Annotated in this window: 15 protein-coding genes; 3 read left to right on the top strand and 12 right to left on the bottom strand. The window is 57.3% G+C overall.

Translation table 11 applies throughout. The features are described 5' to 3' along the window. Positions 1 to 303: 303 nt before the first annotated feature. The 3 genes from ACTH3S_RS06480 to ACTH3S_RS06470 form a co-directional block, all read right to left on the bottom strand. Positions 304 to 459, bottom strand: a complete 156-nt coding sequence (locus tag ACTH3S_RS06480; protein ID WP_441808228.1) for a manganese efflux pump — start codon at positions 457 to 459, stop codon at positions 304 to 306. A 275-nt stretch (positions 460 to 734) separates the two neighbouring features. After that, positions 735 to 4235 carry a DEAD/DEAH box helicase gene (locus ACTH3S_RS06475; RefSeq protein ID WP_441808202.1) on the bottom strand — a complete coding sequence of 1167 codons (3501 nt, stop codon included), beginning with the start codon at positions 4233 to 4235 and terminating at the stop codon, positions 735 to 737. Further along, complete coding sequence (locus ACTH3S_RS06470; protein WP_441808201.1) at positions 4222 to 5022, bottom strand: Hachiman antiphage defense system protein HamA; 801 nt, start codon at positions 5020 to 5022, stop codon at positions 4222 to 4224. Before ACTH3S_RS06470 ends, ACTH3S_RS06475 begins: the two co-directional genes overlap by 14 nt. 269 nt (positions 5023 to 5291) lie before the next feature. Between ACTH3S_RS06470 and ACTH3S_RS06465 the strand changes: the two genes are divergently transcribed. Both ACTH3S_RS06465 and ACTH3S_RS06460 read left to right on the top strand, forming a co-directional pair. Further along, positions 5292 to 5684, top strand: coding sequence for an antitoxin Xre-like helix-turn-helix domain-containing protein (locus ACTH3S_RS06465; protein ID WP_441808200.1), 393 nt, complete (start codon positions 5292 to 5294; stop codon positions 5682 to 5684). Between the two features lie 129 nt (positions 5685 to 5813). Next, positions 5814 to 6026 (top strand): hypothetical protein, encoded by a 213-nt coding sequence (locus tag ACTH3S_RS06460; protein WP_441808199.1) that lies wholly within the window; start codon positions 5814 to 5816, stop codon positions 6024 to 6026. Between the two features lie 61 nt (positions 6027 to 6087). Here ACTH3S_RS06460 and ACTH3S_RS06455 read toward each other — a convergent pair whose 3' ends face one another. From ACTH3S_RS06455 to ACTH3S_RS06440, 4 genes are read right to left on the bottom strand one after another with little or no spacing between them, the layout of a single operon-like run. Beyond that, positions 6088 to 7290, bottom strand: coding sequence for an NnrS family protein (locus ACTH3S_RS06455; protein ID WP_441808198.1), 1203 nt, complete (start codon positions 7288 to 7290; stop codon positions 6088 to 6090). Then, on the bottom strand, positions 7287 to 8312 hold the full coding sequence (locus ACTH3S_RS06450; protein WP_441808197.1) for an ABC transporter substrate-binding protein: 1026 nt from the start codon (positions 8310 to 8312) through the stop codon (positions 7287 to 7289). Before ACTH3S_RS06450 ends, ACTH3S_RS06455 begins: the two co-directional genes overlap by 4 nt. Further along, a complete protein-coding gene (locus ACTH3S_RS06445) occupies positions 8309 to 9049 on the bottom strand; it encodes an ABC transporter ATP-binding protein (RefSeq protein WP_301515053.1) in 741 nt (246 codons plus the stop codon). The genes ACTH3S_RS06450 and ACTH3S_RS06445 overlap by 4 nt, the downstream gene beginning before the upstream one ends. Further along, positions 9043 to 9828: an ABC transporter permease gene (locus ACTH3S_RS06440; protein ID WP_301515052.1), complete on the bottom strand. Its 786-nt coding sequence runs from the start codon at positions 9826 to 9828 to the stop codon at positions 9043 to 9045. Before ACTH3S_RS06440 ends, ACTH3S_RS06445 begins: the two co-directional genes overlap by 7 nt. Positions 9829 to 9980: 152 nt before the next feature. Between ACTH3S_RS06440 and ACTH3S_RS06435 the strand changes: the two genes are divergently transcribed. Further along, positions 9981 to 12050 carry a TonB-dependent receptor plug domain-containing protein gene (locus tag ACTH3S_RS06435; RefSeq protein WP_301515051.1) on the top strand — a complete coding sequence of 690 codons (2070 nt, stop codon included), beginning with the start codon at positions 9981 to 9983 and terminating at the stop codon, positions 12048 to 12050. 52 nt (positions 12051 to 12102) lie between these two features. Here ACTH3S_RS06435 and ACTH3S_RS06430 read toward each other — a convergent pair whose 3' ends face one another. The 5 genes from ACTH3S_RS06430 to ACTH3S_RS06410 all read right to left on the bottom strand — a co-directional run. Further along, the gene (locus ACTH3S_RS06430) at positions 12103 to 13224 is read right to left on the bottom strand and encodes a tetratricopeptide repeat protein (protein WP_441808196.1); all 1122 of its coding nucleotides are present in this window, start codon (positions 13222 to 13224) and stop codon (positions 12103 to 12105) included. Next, complete coding sequence (locus tag ACTH3S_RS06425) at positions 13221 to 13946, bottom strand: TonB family protein (RefSeq protein ID WP_441808195.1); 726 nt, start codon at positions 13944 to 13946, stop codon at positions 13221 to 13223. The genes ACTH3S_RS06430 and ACTH3S_RS06425 overlap by 4 nt, the downstream gene beginning before the upstream one ends. Beyond that, a complete protein-coding gene (locus ACTH3S_RS06420) occupies positions 13946 to 14353 on the bottom strand; it encodes an ExbD/TolR family protein (protein ID WP_441808194.1) in 408 nt (135 codons plus the stop codon). The genes ACTH3S_RS06425 and ACTH3S_RS06420 overlap by 1 nt, the downstream gene beginning before the upstream one ends. After that, entirely contained in the window at positions 14346 to 14882 is a 537-nt protein-coding gene (locus ACTH3S_RS06415; protein ID WP_441808193.1) for a MotA/TolQ/ExbB proton channel family protein, read from the bottom strand. Before ACTH3S_RS06415 ends, ACTH3S_RS06420 begins: the two co-directional genes overlap by 8 nt. Next, positions 14863 to 15464: MotA/TolQ/ExbB proton channel family protein (locus tag ACTH3S_RS06410; protein WP_441808192.1), on the bottom strand; the 602-nt coding region annotated here is incomplete at its 5' end. The genes ACTH3S_RS06410 and ACTH3S_RS06415, both read right to left, overlap by 20 nt.

The following is a 15464-nucleotide window of genomic DNA, read 5'->3' as shown; positions in this document are numbered from 1 at the left end:
AGATTCACAACCGGGTGGAAATCCAGGCCAGGCGTTGGGCCTCTCTGACTGTTCTCGGAATTATTGCGCACTGGCCAATGCTCGGCTGCTGCAATGACCCCGATCCAGTCAGCGAAGCTGAATGGATATGATCCGTATGTCAGCCTGAAGAATGTGCTGATATCTCTGCCGATGCAGAATAATCGATGAGCTTTACCACATAGGTAGAAACCAGCTGTCATTAACAAAGTTTGATGACCGAATGCTTACCTGTTAGTCATTATAGATGGCCTGATAAGATCCATACGGCTACCCCGATTAGCGTTAAACCGCCAAACATTTCCGCTTTTTTCCCAACATGGAATCCATGGCTCGCACTAGCATGATTCCTATTGTCACCATAGTTATTGTGGCTATACCAATAAGCACAGCCGCTAGCCAGATATTCACATTGACAAATGCTAAACCGGAAACCAACACCGACTGACAGCGAATCAATACTCGTACCGAGTGCAGGCAGAGCAACCTCAAGAAGTGAAAGCCTGAAAGGCTTCTCTACCTCTTCTGGTCCGGGCTTCATAGATCATGTGCAAACCGAGAGCGATCAGCAGGGTAAATGCTATCCGGTGATCCTAGGCCTCTACATAGGGTGAGGCAGAGTTACCGATTTTGTTCTGATCTCGAATAAGCAGCCAGAGGCATTCGGACTCTCTGTTTGAATAGGTTGAATAAAAAAGGGTTGACATACCACTTTTTCACCTATTGGTGGGTGGCCAGTGCAGTTTCCCAGGTCCAATGCGCACGGCTTCCACGAGCTTTGTCGTACCCGTAAGCCGGCCTGAGAAAAGACTGGGGTTGGATCCGGTCGCCGACTTCTTGAACGCGGCAACACGACGATAATCTGCCGTGGCTAGCCAGGTTCGTTCATCGCTCTCATCGGTGACAATCCGGTAGAGGCCTACTGGTGGGACGGTCGAAGTATCGAGTAGGCGTTTGTAGTGTCTGATCGACCATTTCTGAATACCATCACTGAGGGCATCGCTTCGGAATCGTGCCCATAGCGCCGCCGTATCGGCTGTCGGCCAGTCACCAACATCGGTGATGGCTGTGATCTCGTCGGATTCGAGCCAGGCCCGCATCTCGGCGGGTGTTGCAAAGTCCGGCTTGGCATTCTCGATTGCCGCCATCGCTGCTCGCCGGGAAGGAAGACCCGCGCGGATCAACATTGACATCATGAGCTGAGGGACGCCGGTTTCGAGTGCCGCTGCGGCTCCACCCGTCACAGTCTCCGGTGACCAGCCGAGAGACATGCGCCGGGTGCGGACTGCTTCCAACGCCCAGACCAGTCGATAGGTGAAGGCCTCTTCGACCGCCCGCATATTCTGTGGCCCGATCTTGGCGACATCGTCTCCAGAGACCCAACTGCGCAGGATGGCTTTCCAGTTCGTCGGCAGTGCGTTCGCCTTGTGAGGTATGAAGGGCCTCATGAACAGCAGATGTTCGCCGAGGCCGCCTAGGGCGTCGACGAGTTCGTCAATGTCGCCGTTCAGGGCAGCGACATCGGCTAGGTCGAGAAGCTCGGCCAGCTCATCGGCCATGGCGTCAATGGTAAGGCCAGCTTCGAGCCCGACGCCCATGGCAAAGTGTCCGCGTCGCGACTCCGCTGTGGTGGTCTTCCAGATGAGATCGGCACGTGTCTCGAACACTCTCTTATGTATTGGGGCGACGTTCTCACCTTCGCGTGCGATCTGCCGGGCCCAAAGCGATCCTTTGAGTGCGTCGTCCAAGAGCTTCGGCAGTTCGACGCGCTCAGCATCAAGCGCTTCGACCAGACCGAACACCGTTGCATCGAGACGTTCGACAATCAGAGAAAGCGGTTCCTCGTCGATGGCCTCTTCATCTGCAGCGCCGCGTTCATCATCGTTGCTATCAGAGTCGTAGTCCACACTGGCAGCGAGCCGCTCTGCGACAGCGGTCTCCTCCTCAGGCGAACGCCACGCTTCACGCGCGTTGGCGAGATATTCCCAAGCATCATCGCGATCGAGGACACCATTACGGGACAGCCGTTCGAGAATCTCTGCGACGATTTGGATGAGCCCACTCTTCAGAGAGCGAGCCTTGGCGGAGGCAACCAGACCTCGCCACTCTCGCTTTCGCCACTTGATCTTGTCGAACATCACATGAACTATGAGACCTTCGACGTCCACAAAGGCGCGCCCTGCACGTCCTGCAACATTCGCGAACTCTTCGCCTTCAATCCTCTCGGATGCCCGATACAATGCCGGTACCAACAAGACGGCGGCATTGAGATTGAGGCCCTGCGACAGTGTCGGCGACGCGACGATGACTTTCAGCACACCTTCGGACAGCAGGGCTTCCAACTCACGCAGGAACGGACTCGGCAACCGGCCGTGGTGTATGGCAACGCCTGCCTCAAGGCAGGCGACGGCGGGATGGTTTTCTCCCAACCATTCCTTGCCAACCTCCAGGGCACGGGCGATCGGCACCTTATCCTCCAGCAGCGACTCCAGATAGCCGCGTTTACAAAGGTCTACGACCTGTTTGCCGTAGCTCTCGACCCAGTTCGCCTGAGTGGAGAAAATCAGCGTCCGCTTGCCCTGATTCGCAAACTCCCAGGCCGCGAATAGGGCAAGGTGCGAGTTCTTGCGCGGATAAGGTTTCGTCTCTTTCCCGAGAGCCGGTTTCTGCAGCACGAACTTATCGAGGAAAGGACCATCGTCGTCGAGGTCGAGACGAAGAAGCGCGTGCTTGCCCCGCCAGGTAAGTGCGCCGAACCGCTGCCGCGTGGGACGCCAGTCGGAGCGCACTGGCTCACCGGGCTCGTCGGATCGTATCCATGCGGTAAGATCGTCAAGTTCATCGCCGCTCGGCAGGATGGCGGACAGACAGACAATTCGACGTTCGCTTGCGTCCGCCCTTCGAAGCAGGCGTTGTACCAGCGTTTCGTAGCGGATCTCACGCTCGCTGGGGCCGATCATATGGCCTTCGTCAAGAACGATAAGACCGACATCATCGATCAGGGTTGGGTCACTTCGCAGTGCGAAATCGAGCTTCTCAGGTGTTGCAATGATGATTTCGCGGGTGCGCAGCGCGTCCTCATCGCCAGCCGAAAGGCCGCTGGCACCGTAAAGGGAGGAGACGCTGAAACCGAGGGGCGCGAAGGTCTTTCTGAAGGATCGTTCTGTCTGTGCCGACAGGGCGCGCAGTGGCGTGACGATCAGCACCCGGCGCTCCACAGACAAAGTCATCAGCGCTGCGATCTCGGCCACTCGTGTCTTGCCGGCGCTGGTCGGCAATGCGACGACGAGGTCATCTGTGACGTCAGTGGAACGCCGGGCAGCTTCGCGTTGCGATGGCCATAGCTCGACCTCAGAAATCTTGCGTGCATAGAGCGACGAGATGAAAAGCCGCCGCAGGTCCGGGTATGTTTCCTCCATTCCTTCCGGTGGTTCGGGCGGTAAAGTCTGATGAAGCGAATGCTGCCATAGGTCGTCAATTAGGTGGCGGCAGAGGTTCGAGATCCACCACAGCGGAATATTCTCCGCATTGTCAGACAGGCTAACTGCGGTGTCGAGTAGTGCCCGAGCAGTCTCGATTGGTTCGGATTCGCCGGTCTCGAGCGCGAAATCAAAATGAGCCAAGGCTCGACAAATCGTTGTATTGAGGATCGTCGACAGCACCTCATCGACATCGGACTCTTCACCCTGAAGCGTCTCGGCGATCTGCTCATCCTGGTGAGCTTTGTCTTCCAGCCACCCACGAACGAAACCGCGTAATTGGTCGAGCTCGCGCAGGATCAAGTGCCTAATGGCTGTTTCACCGGGCGAGGTGTTGAGATCGTCCGTAGTCTCGTTGAAGAGCGAATAGGCGACGGCTGAAAAGCCTGCGAGGTGGTAGGCTACGGCCGCTATGGTCCGGCGAAAGCCACGAGTAGGCAATTCCGGATCGCCATTGCGGACAAGGGCTTCGAAAGCGTTGGCTGCTCGCTCGAATGCCTTGCTGATCAGCTCCGAATTGCCGGTCTGAGCACGAAGAGCCATCGCGCCCCGAAGCAGGGAGAAGCCGTGTTCGGCGAGATCGGTTTCAATTGTCTCGCCGAGCGGCGGCGCATTTAGCGGCAGCACACCATTTTTGCGCATCAGTGACCAGGCCGCACCGCGGTAGAGAAGGCGTCCAAGGATGCCATCGCCGGTCGCGGTCGTCAGGAACGTGGTCAGTTCGTCAATCGTTTCCAAGGTCTTCCGCCTCCGCATACATGTCTGCGATGAAGTCCTGATGGTCTTCGACGTGGATGTTTACAACATACTGGTTTCGGTTGGCACCTGTCGCCTTGAGGTCCTTTTTCAGCGAAGGGTGTGGGCCGTTACCCGATACGGTGAAAAGCATATGGTCGATGCGGTCTGCGTAGAGGGACTTCAGGCCCACTTCGTCACGAAGGCTGCGTCCAAGCTTCTTGTCGTCAGAGACGTTGCTCTCCAGCAAGCGGTTAGCGACAAAGAGTAGGGAATCAGGCGTACAGCGGCCGTTGTCGCGGTTGAGCACATTGCGAGCGTTCTTGACCGTAGTTCTCCCGAGAACTTTGTTGCTTTTGGCTTCGCCTTTGAGAAGCCGGAGTTTCTCTGTTTCGCCGTCATATTCCGCGCCGATGAAATCGTCACCACGCATCGCCATGTTGCGCCCGTCCTTGTAGCGGAAACGGCGCACGGGGACGCGCAGCCCGATCTCTTCCTCTACCAGCTCAGTCGCAAGAATCTCGCCGAGATCGCCTGACCTACCCCTAAGTGTCTGGGGCATCGCCTCGCTGAGGATCTGTGCTGCGACCTTGTATCCGAGCCGATCTACATCTTCGGCAATGCGTTCCAGCCGGTCGTAATGTGAGCGGATTGTCTTGGCCAAGTCATCGTGGATCTCGTCGCGGCCGCCGTCCTTTTCGACATAGGTCCAGTAATACCTGCGTTCGTTTGCTTCCTTGGTGGACTCGCACCATTTCTTATATAGCCCCACACTGTTTCCTCGGTTCATCAGACCCTCCCTAGAACGCCTTAAGTATCGGCATATCTTTAGTGCCGTTGATCGCTGATTTATCTGGGGTGGCATTTGTTTCACCTCTGGCTTTTGAGCCGCCACCACCTCTACGATAATACTCGCCAAGGCTATGTTTGTAGTAGTAATCTCAAACCGGTGGGTTACTTGCGTTTGGAGGGCAGAAAATGCGATTTAGAAAGCCTGCCAGGATCTGTCAATCTAGCTGCTTTATCAATCACGGTATGATTCATGATACTGACCGGGGAATGAATGAACTACCGAGAATAACCGACAAGCACGAAACTGCGGGCTTATTGTGGCTTTCTGATCACCGCGAGCAGTGGGGACTTTCCGAAGCTGAGCTGGCAACTTTGCTCGGCGTAACAGCTGAAACCATACGGAAGTGGTTATCGACCGACAACAAAACGTTAAAGCTGCCAGCGGACGTTGTGGATCGAATTGGCCTGCTACTTGGCCTTCACAAGTCGTTGGTACTACTGACGCCTTTCGAACAGGAAAGGATGGCCTTTGAGTGGTTTCGAAAGCCGATCTATCTGTGGGGTCTAAACGGGATCTCCATCCGCACACACCTGCTGGATGCCTCTCATTCTGATGTTTTGGTCGAGCTGGTTCGACGGATCCGCTCAGCGACAGTGTGAGAGTGTTATCACGCAAACAGCAGACAGACCGGTATCAGTTAGTACAGATTAGTAACGAGACTTACTAATTGATCATTCTCGTTATTAAAGCATATTAACCAAGGCTTGCCTGGCCCTGTAGGAGGATCCATGTCCACCAAGCGCAAGACGGAAAAAGAACTGCTGGAAAACCTCAATGCTCACACAGTTCATGCCGACAAGCTGACAGAACCGCTCCCTCAGGAGCTTACTCCCTTGGAACGGCTCAAAGGGTCAGTCAAACGCTACGAACGGCCAACTGACTCCGTGTGGGATGAACATTTTGATTCCGATGAAGACGTAACGAAGGACTTCATGGAATGATCGGGAGCAGACCAAGTAGGCTTATCCACACCCCAACGCTGAGAAGAGATAGTCAGGTTCTTTAACCCGCCAGCCCATCCGCACGCGCACTGACCAGAAAACGGGCGTAACCAATCAGGTATAGAAAATACGCTGTGAGCCACAACACAAATGGCAATCCGACGCCGGCCAGCAGGTATATTTCCGGCCTCCAGATGGGAATCAATGTGCGCAACAATGCGGTAAGGAAAAGGGCCGCGAGCGCCGGCCAGATAACTCCCGGGAGATTCAGCGGGCGGCCGGTATGCCGCAATCCTGCAATGCAGAATACAGCCAGTATGGCAGTCCCCGCTGCCCCGGCCGATAGCGCATGGCGGCCGGCGTAACCCGGCAGGCCATCGACCAATCCGCTGATGCCGACCAGAATCAGACCAACGACCATCCACAAATAGGCCGTAGTCAGCAGCAACATGTACAACTTGCCCATGGCTTTGCCCCAGGGCCACTCGCTTAACCTGTCGGCTTGAGCCGCGGCAGCTGCCAGAGCAATCCAGCCGGTGACCGGGTGCCCGGGCGCCAGCAGATCGGCGGCCACAAAGAAGATAAGCGCAGTAACTGCCAGATGTTCGCGGGCAGGTGTCAGGCGTGGCGGGCCCGCTTCTCCGGCCTCTTTTTTCGCGACCGTCGCAATCACTCTCACAATGCGCGAGGCTGTCAGCGCGATAAGAACAAGCAATATATTGACGGCGGTGTTCAGCAGAACAAGAGGTGCCGGCAACGGTAGCCCCGGCCAAAGCCAGCTGAGATAAAATGCCCCCTGTACCAGAACAAATGCCAGCAATACCAAACCAATACTCAGGTGCCTGCGCCCTCCTTTAGTCAGTAGAGCTGGCGCTGCCCAGAAAAGTATGAAAAGCGGAAAGGCAATATTCAGCACTGCGACCAAGGGCCCCGGCAAACTGGCCGACAGCCAGATTGTCACCCTGCCAAGCAACCAGCAAATAACAAAAGCGGCCAGAACTTTACCGTCTATAGGCCGAACGCCCGCCCAGGAAGGAATAGAGGTCAACAGAAAGCCAACCAGAGCAGCGCTCGCAAACCCAAACAGCATTTCGTGGCCATGCCAAGCCAGAGGCATCATCGCCATGGGCAGTGTGAATTGCTGGAGCAGAGCGCCGACCCATGGAATTAGTGCCAGCGGCGCGTAAACGGCCGCTAACAGGAAAAACGGCCTGAATCCATAAGCAAGCCACGGGCTTTGAAAAAACACCCTCTCTGTCTTCATACTTTGCCTCCAGCGTTACTGGCCATTTCGCGGAGATAAAAATCACTGCCTGGCAGCTTGCCGCCAATGAATCCACTGGAAAGATCCGTGAGCGCTGTAAAAAACGCCTCAAGCCTTGGCCGGGACTCCGCAGCCGTAGCCATATGAATCCGCGTTCCAGGTATTGCGCCTTCAAAAACACTGGTCGCCAGGGGCGAATTTTGGCTGCCAATCAAAGCCGCTTCATTTGGTGTAGCAACCACCCAATCCACCGCGCGACTGATGGCGTGTTGTATTGCGGCAACCTGCTCCGGATGCTGATCCAGAAACTCCCGGCGACAAACAACCCCGGCTTGCGGCAGATTCGGCGCCTCGCCGGTCAGCCGCGCCCACTCTTCCTGCAGATCCAACTCCGCCGGCATCTGACCAAACTGCGCAGTTTGCAGCCGCGTGGCGGTGCGCATGGGCTCAGGTAAAACCACTGCGTCCAGGCGTTGGGCGACAAACATTTGTACGGTTTCAAACGGGCTTGATTGATAGCTGACCTTCAAATCCCGGCCCACTTCCAATCCAGCCTTGCCAATAAGATACCGAAATACCAGGTCCGGCATATCTCCGCGCCAGGGTACGCCAATATGGCGCCCGGCAAGATCCTCCACGGATGCCAGCGGGCCTTTCTCTTTCAGCCCGAGCATTCCAAGGGTACCCCACACGTTTACATTCATCAGCACGAGTGGAACACCCCGGTTATATAGATTGGCGGCCACATTGGTCGGCGTTGCCGTAAGCATCACTTCAGCTCTGGCCAACCAGGCTCGAAGCTGGTCAGGATCTTTCCAGGCTTTTAACTCCGACTCCGGAATCAGCTTTTTCACAGCTGGATCTTCCAGTGCCCTGGCCAGAATTACCTGCGGAATGCCGTAGGGTGTTGCTGCAATCAGCTTGCCGGATGACTGCGCGAAAGCTCTCTGGAAAGGCAAAGCCGACAATAACGCCGAGCTGGCGGCAAGCCTCAGCACATCACGCCGATTTATCCGATTCATGCCACCTCCGAATGCGGTTTATAAAGAAAGCACTCATTCACTACAGGTTGTCGCAACAAATCCGCAGCAGCCTCATACAGCCAGGTCTGGGTTCGGCTCCCAAAAGGCTCATTCACTTGATGTTCATAAACAATCTTGCCGGGCGAGCCCGAAATTACGACAACCCGATGAGCCAGCCGCAAGGCTTCGGTCAAGTCATGGGTTACCAAAAGGCTGGCAATTCCGCGCTCAACCACGAGGTGCTGAACAAGCTCTTGAGCTTCATTACGCAATCCGACATCCAGCGCGCTGAATGGCTCGTCCAGCAACAGGAAATCAGCCCCTATTGACAGTGCCCGGGCGAGAGCAACTCTTTGCTGCATTCCACCAGAGAGCTCATGGGGAAACAGCGTGTACTTGTCAGCAAGGCCGACCGAATCCGCCAGTTCCCGAGCCTTATCCAGTCGCTCTCTACGGGGAACGCCCCGAGCCTTCAAGCCGAGCGCGATGTTATCCAGCATGCGCCGCCAGGGCAGTAACCGCGGCTCCTGAAACACCCCTGCCGTGCAGACGAAGCCGTTTTCCACCGACCCATCGGAAATCTCAACCAACCCGGCAGCAACTCTCAGCAGGCTGGTTTTACCGCATCCTGAAGGCCCGACAAGGCACACAGATTCGCCGGGCTGAACGCACAAATCGACAGCCTCAAGAATTTTGTTCGGCCCCAGTTCCAAGGAGGCGTTGCGAAGATTCAACATGGTTTTTCCTGAGTAGCGCCTTGGCGCCATGGCTCCATCTTTTTTTGTAACGGCCTCAGAAAGCCGTGCTCGGCAACCAGCAAAAGTGCCACTACGACCAAAATCCAGGCCATGGCACCGGCCGTATCGAGATTAACCCGCGCCATTGCCAAACCAGCTCCAACGCCTTCCTCCGTGGCGAACAGCTCTGCCATCACCGTTACCTTCCAGGCTACGCCCAGCGCCGTGATCAAGGCTGGAAATACATAAGAGACGATATGGGGCAGATAGAAATCCCACAAACGCATCCAGCCGGGCACACGATAAACGTCGCCCATCTCCTGCAAACGCTTATCGAGCGTGCGGGCACCAATCTGCGCACCCGCAAAGGTAACTGGCAAGGTGGTTGCCGCTACGGTGTAAATAGCCGCCATTGAACCACTGCCAAACCAGAGAATGGCCAGCACAATCCAGGCTATCGGCGGAATCCCCAGCAACACAGTCGATACCGGCTCCAATGCTCGTCCAAGCGTATGAGACAGGCCAGCCATCAGGCCCAGCACCAGCCCGGCTAACGAGGCCAAAGCAAACCCGGTCATTGCTCTCCAGGTTGTCGCCCAGACCGCCCCCCAAAGCTCTCCTTGTTGCCAGAAACCCTTTATAGACGCCAGAGCATCCCGAGGTCCGGGTAGCAGAAAGCTGCCGTAGTTCAGGCTGCCCCATTCCCATAAAGCCACAAACAGCAATATACCGGTCAGGCTGCCACCCCAACTCAAACTGACTCGAAACAAACTGCCCATAATGAAACGCTCATTGCCAGAGACATCAAGGATAGCTGTTACTTTCTCATGATATCTTGACTAAACTCAAATGATATTAATTTGCATTTAACTTATCATTAATAAATTGCCGTTCGCATATCGTCAATACCAACATCACACCCGGAGCCTTCATGAATCCTAACCGCCTATGCATTGCCATACTGTCACTATCCGCAACCCCCGCCCTCTCGATTCCGGCATTTGCGCAAAAACAAGTGCAACTGGACGAGCTGGTTGTGACTGCAAAAGGCTACGAATCCGACACGCTGGAAACGGCCAGCGCCATTGAAAAGCTGAACCCCGGCGAAGCCTCGGCATCAGACAACGCCGGTAACCTGTTCAAAGGCAAGCCAGGCCTGGCCATTCAGGGTGATGGCGGCGCCTGGGGTGGTAACCCGGTTATCCGAGGGTTAAAAAAAGAAAGTGTTGTCATGTTAGTAGATGGGGTTCGGCTCAACTCAGCCCAACCCCAAGGGGCGATTGCCTCTTTAGCCGCTATGAGCTTGCTTGAGAGTGTAGAGGTGGTAAAAGGTCCGGGTTCCGTACTGCATGGAACTGGTGCATTGGGTGGCGCTATTAACCTGCGCACACCGGAAGCACAATTTACGGAGACTGCGGAAACTCACGGCCGCTTCTCCGGCAGTACTGGCACAGTAGACAGCAGCCTCGCCGGAGGCGCTCTGGTTCAACTCTCGAGCAAAAACCATGGCCTGGTTCTCGGTGCTGCCGCCAAAGATATAGACGATTATGAAACCCCGGATGACGAGGTGAAGAACAGCGGTTATCGCTCTGAATCCCTTTTGGCTAAATACGCCTACCGCCTTACCGATGATCAGAAACTCACCCTGAATCTGCAAAATCACGAAGACCGTGAGGTCTGGTACCCAGGCTCGGCAAAACCCGGCCCGGCTGGTAATGGCACGCTAACAATCCACTCTCCGAAACAAACCCGAATCCTGGCGGAACTTGGCTATGAAGCCACAATCGCATCCGGAACATTGGAAGCCAGTATCTACAGGCAAGAAGTAGAGCGTGAGATAAGAGCCTTCTGGGATTTCAAGGATCGCAACCAGGTCTGGAACGACGTCAGCTTTGATACGGATGGCGCCAAGGCACAGTACAGAATGGCTATCGGCGATGCCCACCTGCTTACGGTTGGGCTGGAAGCCTGGGAGATGACAGCAGACCCGGAGCGGTTTACTTACAACCCACCGATGTCGAATACCGCAATATCCAATTCTCCCTTCCGGGATGGGGAAATACAGAGCCAGGGTGTTTTTGTGCAGGACGACATTGCCACAGGCGACTGGAATATTCAGATTGGCGCCCGATACGACAAAGTGACCGGCGATGCACGGGTGGTGGGTAACGGTCCGGGCGCGCGCACGAACGGCCTGAAAAACAGTACTGAAACACTTTCCTGGTCGACCGGCGCCATCTACAACCTGAGTGCGATGGTCAACCCTTACGTTTCAGTGGGAACGGCCTACCGTGCTGCAGATATGCGCGAACGCTTTGAAGACGCATCCCGTGGCGACGGATACTTCCACAAAGGAAACCCACAGCTGGATCCGGAAAAATCCACCAGCGCTGAAATTGGCCTCAAAGGACGTGGTCGCCTGGGTGAGTATCAGCTCGCAGCATTTTACACCCGGATCGATGACTACATCGCCGGTCGGGTAACCGGCACCAATAATCCGAACAACAACCTGCCCATCAAACAAACAGAAAACCTGAATGAAGTGACAATCTACGGTGCCGAAGCCGGGTTCATTATGCCTCTGGAGGCGCTGAGTGCCACTGCCCCTGCAGTTGATCTCGATGGCAGCCTTACCTGGCTTCGGGGCAAAAACAGACAGGATAACGAGCCGCTGTACCAGATGCCGGCACCGGAACTCACCCTCGGTGTAGGCCAACATTTCCGCCCGGGCTTCAACTGGCATGGCCAGGTTCGTGCGGTGGCTGAACAGGACAGAACAGCGGATATCTTCTCCAACAATACGGAAAGCAGCACACCCGGCTATGCAACCATCGATATATCACTGGGGTGGGATTTTGGCTCAACCGGTGATCTGAGTAACCTGAAGGTAACCCTGGAAGGCAACAATCTGCTAGACAAGCGTTACCGGGAACACCTGACAGATGGTGAAACCCTGTCACCTGGCAGGGGGCTTGTTGCAAAGCTTGAAGGTAGCTTCTAATTCGGGATGATCAGAAGGCTCCGAAACCAGGGGCCGTCATCACAGGCTAAAGTTAAAACGAGTCCTCTCGCGACGAGTCCTTCGGGGGCAGGTTCCTCAGCCAGTCGTTAGCTTCGCCAGCCCCCAGCGTATGAGCACGCTTCAGGGCTTGACGTGCCAACACCCATCTGCCCCAGCCGTGAGCCAACTGGCCGAGGCGCAGCCAATCGTCAGCCTGTTCGCTTTGCCTAGCAAGCGACTGCCAGGCCGCCAGTGCGTGATCATGATCTCGGGCGGCCTGCCATGCAGATGCCAGCATTCGCCGATGCTCAAAGCTGTCTTTCAGGGCACCATCTGACAGCGACTGCGCAAGCAGCTCGGCGGCTCGCGCCGGGGTACCTCCCGCCAAATGCAGACGAATACGCTGCTCCAGATCATCACTGCCGGCCAACACTCCGCGCTGCCAGCCAGCCTCCCAAATCGCCGCGGCACGCCCGGCATCAGCCAACTGCTGGGCCAAGCCTGCCGCCCGTCGCCACTCAGTGGCATCGTCGCCGGCCTGAGTCAGACGCTTCTCGATAATTACCAGCGCGCCCCTTTTGTCACCGGAGCGCTGCAGCACAGCGGCGGCAAAGGCGCTGTGAGACCCATCTGGTCTAGTTTCAAGCTCAAGTGCGCTTTCAACCCACGAGGCCGCAGCGCTCCACTGCCCATCCTCGGACAGCAGCCGCGCTATCAACCAGCGGTCGGCAGCGCTGCCCGTATGACGCTCAAGCCAATTACCGAGCAAATCACGCGCCTGCTGGAGCTGCCTGGCCTGCAACCGCAGCCCGGCTTCCTGGCGTTGCCAGCGGTCCATCTGAGCAGACTCCATGCCGCGAATGCCACGGGCCTCGGCCAGAAGCTCGGCGGCCGCAGCGGCGTCACCCGAGCGTGCTTCGGCACTGGCGGCCAACTGCAGATACAGTGCCCTCGCCCAGCGGTCAGAGGCATTGCCTCCCTCCAGCCGCTGCGCCTGGGCCCGACCGTGTCGACGCACTTCGGCGTGTTCGCCATCCTGAAGCTGACGCTCCATCGACTTGAGATCAGCGATCACGCCGCCCGGCAGCGTTGGTGCCGCCACTACCGGCAGCGCCAGCAGCAGAGCACCCACTGCCAGCCAGGGTAAAGACAGGTTTCGCCAGTAGTTTCTCATTTCAGTTGAAACTCCAGTCGCTGCCGAGCCCGGCGCAGGCCCCTCGCAGGCTCGAAGCGCCAGTCTGCAATCGCCTGCCGTGCCACCTGCTCAAATACCTTTTGCGGGCGCGCTTCGAGAACCTTGATACTGCCAGTGTCGACGCTGCCATCGGCGTGAATCAGAAATTGCACCACCACATGCCCTTCCAGACCGCGACGCTGGGCGCGGGAAGGATACTGCGGCAGTACGCGACGCGTCGGCTGAGCCGAACTACCCACATCCACCGGCTCCCGTGACGACGCAGGCGCTGACTCAGCGACGAGCTCAGTGCTGGCCTTAGCACTGGGTGCTGGATTAGGCTGCGGCTTTGGCTGTAACTTTGGCAGGGGCTTAGGTTCTGGCTTAGGTACGGGTTCAGGCGGCGTCTCGGTGAGCTCGGGCAGCGGTGCATCCAGCTCGACCGCAGGCTCCTCCAACGGCGGAAGCTCCGGGTCCGGAAGCATGATGGTACTCTCAGTATTGGGCGCGGGAGCCGGCGGTGCCACCGCTGGTGGTGGTGGCGACAGGCTAGCCGTCTTGGTTATCGGCGGTTCGGCGGGCACATCGGAAATCTCCGCCAAGCTCAGTGTCATTTCCTTAAGCGGTTTGGGCGCCTGGGGCGGCGCCACCAGCCAGGCCAGCAGGACGAATAGCAGCAGCGCCAAGCTCGACCCGGTCAGCAGGCCAAAGGAGTAGCGCATCAGTCACGGCTCCGCTGGGCGGCCACGGCCACCTGCTCCACGCCGGCATCGCGCAGGCGATCCATGACTTCGATCAGTACCCCGGTGGTGGCATTGCGGTCGGCCTGAATCACCGCTGAGCCATCATCGCTGACCAGTCCCGACACCAGCGTACCCACCCGATGAATATCCACCGGCTCGCCATCGACCCATACCGCACCTTCAGACGTGATCGCTACCAGCACCTGAACATTGGCACGCGGCGTGGCCGCACTGGACTCGGGGCGCTCGATCTCCACGCCACTTTCCTTGATAAAGCTGGTGGTAACGATAAAGAAGATCAGCATAATAAAGACCACGTCCAGCATCGGAGTCAGGTTAACTTCGCTGGACTCCTCGGCCACGGCTGCCAGCCGGCGTTTACGCATGAGTTTCCTCCACAGCGCGAGCAAGGCGGTCGTGCAGCCACTGTCCTTCGCGCCGAATGATATGCTCCAGGCGGGTAATGAATAACAGCCCCACCACTGATACTGCCATGCCGCTCAGCGTAGGCAACGTAGCCCGTGCCACGCCGTCAGCCATGGCTCGGGCCTGATTGACCTCGCTGACAGAAAGACTGTCAAACACGCTGATCATGCCGGTGACCGTGCCCAACAGGCCAAGCAGCGGGCAAATCACCACTAACAACCTGAGCCACGGCAAGGGGCCACACAGGCCGGCGACCAGCTCATTGGCCCACACCTCCCGCAGAGTCATGGCGCTCCAACTGGAGCGCTCATCCCGTGCCACCCAGCGCGCCACCAGTGCGCGCCGTGCCGGACAATAGTGGAAGCGAAAGAACCACCAGCGCTCCAGCGCCACGCTGAACAGCAGCATGGCCACCCCGGCGATCACTACCAGTATCGGGCCACCGGCCTCGATCAACCCAACAAGAGGTTCAAGCCAGTGCATCGGCATGGCGTTTCGCACCGGTCAAAGGCGTAGCCGACGACAAGCAGTCGGCTACGAGGCGGTCAGCGAGCACTGCGCTGGCACGACCTTCCATGCTGCCAATTAAGGCACGACTGCGGCTGGCGAGTGCGGTATGGGCAAACAGCAACGGCACGGCAGTAATCAAACCAAGCACCGTAGTGACCAGCGCCTGACTAATACCGCCGGCCATCAGCTGTGGATCGCCGGTACCGAATACAGTGATCGACTGAAAGGTCACGATCATGCCGGTCACGGTGCCCAGCAAACCAAGCAGTGGCGCGACTGCGGCAAGCATCTTGACCAGCGCCTGGCCACGCTCAAGTCGGGGTTGCTCAGCAAGCATTGCTTCATCCAGGCGCGCTTCGAGGGCCTCGGGCACATGCTCGGCACCAAAGGCGTGAAAGCGCCTGAGTACGCGGCCCAGCGGATTATCGTCACGCAGCCGCTCAAGGTCGACAAGCTGGCGACGCTGAGTCAGCGTGGTGCGCAGCAAATAGGCATATTGCACCAATGCCACCAGCAGCCCCAAGGCGCCCAGGGCGACCACCACGTAGCCGACGGCACCGC

Origin of the sequence: Marinobacter sp. (genome assembly GCF_052094685.1) — a bacterium.
Classification (GTDB): Bacteria; Pseudomonadota; Gammaproteobacteria; order Pseudomonadales; family Oleiphilaceae; genus Marinobacter.
This window is presented reverse-complemented; position numbering and strand designations above follow the sequence as displayed.

Coding starts and splice junctions, on each gene's coding strand:
- ACTH3S_RS06415 (WP_441808193.1), bottom strand. CDS start 14,882: ATGCCGATGCACTGGCTTGAACCTCTTGTTGGGTTGATCGAGGCCGGT.
- ACTH3S_RS06470 (WP_441808201.1), bottom strand. CDS start 5,022: ATGAACCGAGGAAACAGTGTGGGGCTATATAAGAAATGGTGCGAGTCC.
- ACTH3S_RS06450 (WP_441808197.1), bottom strand. CDS start 8,312: ATGAATCGGATAAATCGGCGTGATGTGCTGAGGCTTGCCGCCAGCTCG.
- ACTH3S_RS06420 (WP_441808194.1), bottom strand. CDS start 14,353: ATGCGTAAACGCCGGCTGGCAGCCGTGGCCGAGGAGTCCAGCGAAGTT.
- ACTH3S_RS06435 (WP_301515051.1), top strand. CDS start 9,981: ATGAATCCTAACCGCCTATGCATTGCCATACTGTCACTATCCGCAACC.
- ACTH3S_RS06425 (WP_441808195.1), bottom strand. CDS start 13,946: ATGCGCTACTCCTTTGGCCTGCTGACCGGGTCGAGCTTGGCGCTGCTG.
- ACTH3S_RS06445 (WP_301515053.1), bottom strand. CDS start 9,049: ATGTTGAATCTTCGCAACGCCTCCTTGGAACTGGGGCCGAACAAAATT.
- ACTH3S_RS06455 (WP_441808198.1), bottom strand. CDS start 7,290: ATGAAGACAGAGAGGGTGTTTTTTCAAAGCCCGTGGCTTGCTTATGGA.
- ACTH3S_RS06430 (WP_441808196.1), bottom strand. CDS start 13,224: ATGAGAAACTACTGGCGAAACCTGTCTTTACCCTGGCTGGCAGTGGGT.
- ACTH3S_RS06440 (WP_301515052.1), bottom strand. CDS start 9,828: ATGGGCAGTTTGTTTCGAGTCAGTTTGAGTTGGGGTGGCAGCCTGACC.
- ACTH3S_RS06465 (WP_441808200.1), top strand. CDS start 5,292: ATGAATGAACTACCGAGAATAACCGACAAGCACGAAACTGCGGGCTTA.
- ACTH3S_RS06460 (WP_441808199.1), top strand. CDS start 5,814: ATGTCCACCAAGCGCAAGACGGAAAAAGAACTGCTGGAAAACCTCAAT.